2 protein-coding genes, 1 tRNA gene and 1 pseudogene are annotated in these 4,013 nt (G+C 65.9%); 3 read left to right on the plus strand and 1 reads right to left on the minus strand.

The window, feature by feature from the left end:
- Window positions 1-2,082, minus strand: a 2,082-nt coding sequence (locus ACFMO5_RS09325; protein WP_376792479.1) for a CarD family transcriptional regulator, incomplete at its 3' end; no start/stop codon positions are given.
- Between the two features lie 451 nt (window positions 2,083-2,533).
- On the opposite strand from ACFMO5_RS09325, the gene ACFMO5_RS09330 reads away from it, so the two are divergent.
- The 3 genes and pseudogenes from ACFMO5_RS09330 to ACFMO5_RS09340 form a co-directional block, all read left to right on the plus strand.
- A tRNA-Arg gene (locus ACFMO5_RS09330) sits at window positions 2,534-2,607 on the plus strand.
- 549 nt (window positions 2,608-3,156) lie between these two features.
- Complete coding sequence (locus ACFMO5_RS09335; RefSeq protein WP_376792480.1) at window positions 3,157-3,717, plus strand: IS607 family transposase; 561 nt, start codon at window positions 3,157-3,159, stop codon at window positions 3,715-3,717.
- Window positions 3,708-3,812, plus strand: a pseudogene (locus ACFMO5_RS09340) (helix-turn-helix domain-containing protein); the annotation flags it as partial. The gene ACFMO5_RS09335 and the pseudogene ACFMO5_RS09340, both read left to right, overlap by 10 nt.
- Window positions 3,813-4,013 lie beyond the last annotated feature (201 nt).

Below are 4,013 nucleotides of genomic sequence, written 5' to 3' on the forward strand. Positions count from 1 at the left end.
GATCAGGATATCGATCTCCCCCTCCCGCAGCCGGCGCAGGATATCCGCCTGCTCCTTCGGCGAGCGGAGCCGGGTGAGGACCTCCACCACCACCGGGAAGGGGGCGAGGCGGGCGCGGAAGGTCTCGTAGTGCTGGTGGGCCAAGATCGTGGTGGGGGCCAGCATGGCCACCTGCTTGCCGTCCATCACGGCCTTGAACGCCGCCCGCAGGGCTACCTCCGTCTTCCCGAACCCGGCATCCCCGCACAGCAGCCGATCCATCGGCCGCGGCTGCTCCATATCGGCCTTGACCTCCTCGATCGCCCGCAGCTGATCCCCCGTCTCAATGAAGGGGAAGGAAGCCTCCAGCTCCCGCTGCCACGGGGTGTCCGGTGAGAACGCGTGGCCCTGGGCCACCTCCCGCCGGGCGTAAAGCTCCAGCAACTCCCGGGCGACCTCCGCGGCGGCCTGGCGGGCCCGCGCCCGCGCCTGCGCCCAATCCCCGCCGCCCAGAGGATGGATCTCCGGCGGCTGATCCGTCGGCCCTACATAGCGGCTCACCCGATCCGCCTGATCCACCGGCACGTAGAGGCGGTCGTTGCCCGCGTAGCGCACCACCAGATACTCCCGCTCCACGCCGTCCAGGTTCAGGCGGACCAGCCCGTCGAAGATCCCGATGCCGAAGTCCTCGTGGACGACGTAGTCCCCTTCCCGGAGCTCCCGGATCCACTCCGGCGGAGGCCCTCGCCGGATCCGCCGACGCCAGGGGACAGGACGCAACACCCCGAAGAGCTCCGCGTCGGTGAGCAGCGCGAGGCGATGGCCATCCTTCGAGCGGAACAGGAACCCCCCGCTCAGCGCCCCGTTCACGAAGTAAACCCGGCGGGGGAGGGGCGGCGCGTCCAGGGCCTCGACCACCTGGGCGGCCTCCTCCAGGCCCCGGGCGTGATCCGCCCAGACGGCGGCCAGGCGCGCGGCCTGACGGCTGACGATCACCACCGCCTCGCCCAGATGCAGACGCCGGGCCACGTCCTCCAGGATCCGTTGGAGCTGTCCGCCGAACCGAGGCGGCGCTTCAATGGGGAAAGCGGGGAACCCACCCGCTTCGGGGAGGGCGGTGATGTGGAGCATGGGCCGCTGTTGCAGATGGGTCTCCCACAGCGGAGGGTTTACGAACGGATCCGGGTAATTCGGGGGAAGGAACCCCGCGCCCTCGGCGCGGGCTCGGAGCTCCTGCGCCTCTTCCATCAGCTCCCCCCATGCCGCCTGGATCTCCGATTCGTCCAAGAGGATCACCCAGGCCTCTTCCGGAAGATACGCGATGGGCGTAGTGGCATCCCCATAAAAATAGGGAAGGTAAAACTCCAGCAATGGAAACGGCATTCCCTGGGCCAGCGATTGGCGTTCCCGCTCCAGGGCTTCCGCCTCGGCGGGGGCCTCCGCCGATGGCCGCCAGGCTGCGAGCTGCTCCGCGACCGCAGGCCCGTACGTCGGCAGCGCCTCCCGAGCGGGCAGGATGCGAACCTGTTCCACCGGCCGAAGGGTCCGCTGGGTGGTTGGATCGAAGGCTCGCATGCTGGCAATGCGATCCGCTTCCCATTCGATCCGGACCGGCTCCGGAGCAGTCGATGGGAAGAGGTCCACGATCCCTCCGCGGCGGGCGAACTGTCCGGGATGGGTCACCGTGGTGACCGGTTCATAACCTGCCTCCAGGAGATAGCGGATGAACCCCTCCATGGGAAGGTCCTGGCCGGCCCGCAGGATCCGGCGCAGCCGGTGGAAAAGCCGCGGGGGGAGCGTGCGGAGCAGGAGGGCGCGGGTGGAGGCCACGACCACCGGCGCGGGGTCACCGTTCAGGCCGGCCATCGCAGCCAGGGCCGTCAACCGCTCCGCCCGGATCTCCGGGGGCCAGGGAGCCCGCTCGTAGGGAAGCGCAGGGGGCTCCGGCAGCCGGTGGATCCGCTCCGGACCCAGCCAGAGCGCCAGATCCTGGGTGAGCAGCTGGGCTCGTTCCGCGGTCCCGGCCACGATCAGGACCGGCCGGGAAGCCCGCTGGGCCAGCGCGGCGATCCAGAAAGACCAGGCCGCGCGGGGAAGCGCCATCCGGGGGCGCCTCTCAGTTTCCAGAGCCTGAACCGTCTGGCCGAGCGCTGGATCTGATTCAAGGGTTTTCAACAAACCGTTTAAGGATCCCATGGTGGCACCGAATCCGGAGCTGTACCCGCTGGAGGAAGGGCGCTTCGTGAAATCATCGACCTTGACAGCTCTGCCAGATTATGTTATTGTAGAGCCAGCTTCCTCAAGGGTTTTGCTAACTCATTTTACGGCAGGTATCACGAATGGCCGGACTGGAACATCCTCCATCGATCCGGAACGTAACACGCCCAGGCGCTCCCCAGCCGGGCGTATCCTCCCTCTGGGCCTCCTCGGTTTCCTTTTTGAGATCGCTTTAAGATCCATCGATCATTGAACGGCCGACTGGATCTTCCCCTGTGACTTTTTTCCTACCTCATGCTTTGATGTTTCTTTCCAAAATTGTACATGGATGTTCATCGCCCCCTTAGCTCAAATGGAAAGAGCAGCCGCCTTCTAAGCGGCAGAGTCCGGGTTCGAATCCCGGAGGGGGCGCAGCGGGCCGGCGTTCAGGCCGGCCCGTTTTTGTTATATGCCGTTCGGGCAGTGCTCCTTCAACTTTTGTTTTGAGGGTAGGGGGCGGTGAGAAGCCAATGGCCCCACCCCCATTGATCCCCCCTCCCCACAGCCCTTGGGGGGATCAAAAGCATTTGGGGGGCGAGTCGGTGCCGAAGGGGCTCGACTCGCCCCCAAAATCAAACGGGAATGATTTCTCCACGGGGAATTTCGGTGGGGTGTGGCCGCGGGATGGAGCGGCGGCACCTGTGTAGGGGTTGGATTGTTCGCATTCGCCAGGCCGCCGGATTATCCACACCCTTCGGGGGACGATCGAAGAAAGGGAAACGTTCCCGTTCTCGGGGCATGTAGGAACTGGACCGGGCGCCGGGGACACTGAACTCCTTCCCGCTTTTGCAGAGGATCCGGAAAGGAGGTTGCCAGCAGCTGCCATTTTTATTATCATCCATTTCAGCCATGAAGGGCGCCGAGGGGCCCGTCCGCAGGGGTTGACAACAGCTGACGTTTTTGTTATCATTCATTTCAGTCATGAAGCTCTCCGACTGGGCGCGCAAGCAAGGCGTTCGTTACCTTACCGCCTGGCGGTGGTTCCGGGCGGGCAAGCTCCCCGTGCCCGCCCGGCAACTCCTTAGCGGCACCATCCTGGTGGAGGAACCCAACCCAGAAGGGCGCATGGTGCTCTACGCACGGGTTTCTTCCGCCGACCAGAAGGAGGACCTCCAGCGCCAGGTGCAGCGCCTGGAGGCGTTCGCCCGGGAGCAGGGTGGGGTGGACTTCGAGGGGGTGGCCGAGATCGCTTCCGGGCTGAATGGGAAGCGGAGGAAGCGGCGACGCGTGCTCCGCGACCCCCAGGTGAGCCGGATCGTGGTGGAACACCGGGATCGGCTGGCCCGGTTTGGGTTTGAGATGGGGGAGGCAGCCCTAGCGTCAGCAGGCAAGAGCGTGGTCATTGTGGAAGAAGGCGAGGTGAAGGACGACCTGGTGCGGGATCTTTTGGAGATTCTCACCTCTGCCTGCGGGCGGTTGTACGGGCGCCGTTCGGCCCGGAACCGGGCCAAGCGGGCCCTGGAGACGATGGGATGCGGGTAACGCAGGCCTTCCGCTTTGAGCTGGGCCCGAACCGTGCCGCCCGCATGGCCCTGGCCAAGCACGTGGGCGCCGCCCGCTTCGCCTACAACTGGGGCTGCCAACTGCTGCCGTTTTTGTTATCATTTATTGCGATGAAGCTTTCCGACTAGGCTCGAAGGCAAGGGATCCGCGATCTCACCGCCTGGCGGTGGTTCCGGTCTGGGAAACTCCCCGTCCCCGCCCGGCCGCTCCCCACGGGCACGATCCGGGTGGAGGCGGTCGGCCCGGGAAGCGGGTCTCCTCCGCCGACCCGAAGG

This window comes from Thermoflexus sp. (genome assembly GCF_042408365.1).
Lineage (GTDB): Bacteria > Chloroflexota > Anaerolineae > Thermoflexales > Thermoflexaceae > Thermoflexus.

Excerpts from the sequence above, each read along its gene's own strand:
- ACFMO5_RS09335 (WP_376792480.1), top strand. The coding sequence starts at position 3,157 with ATGAAGCTCTCCGACTGGGCGCGCAAGCAAGGCGTTCGTTACCTTACC.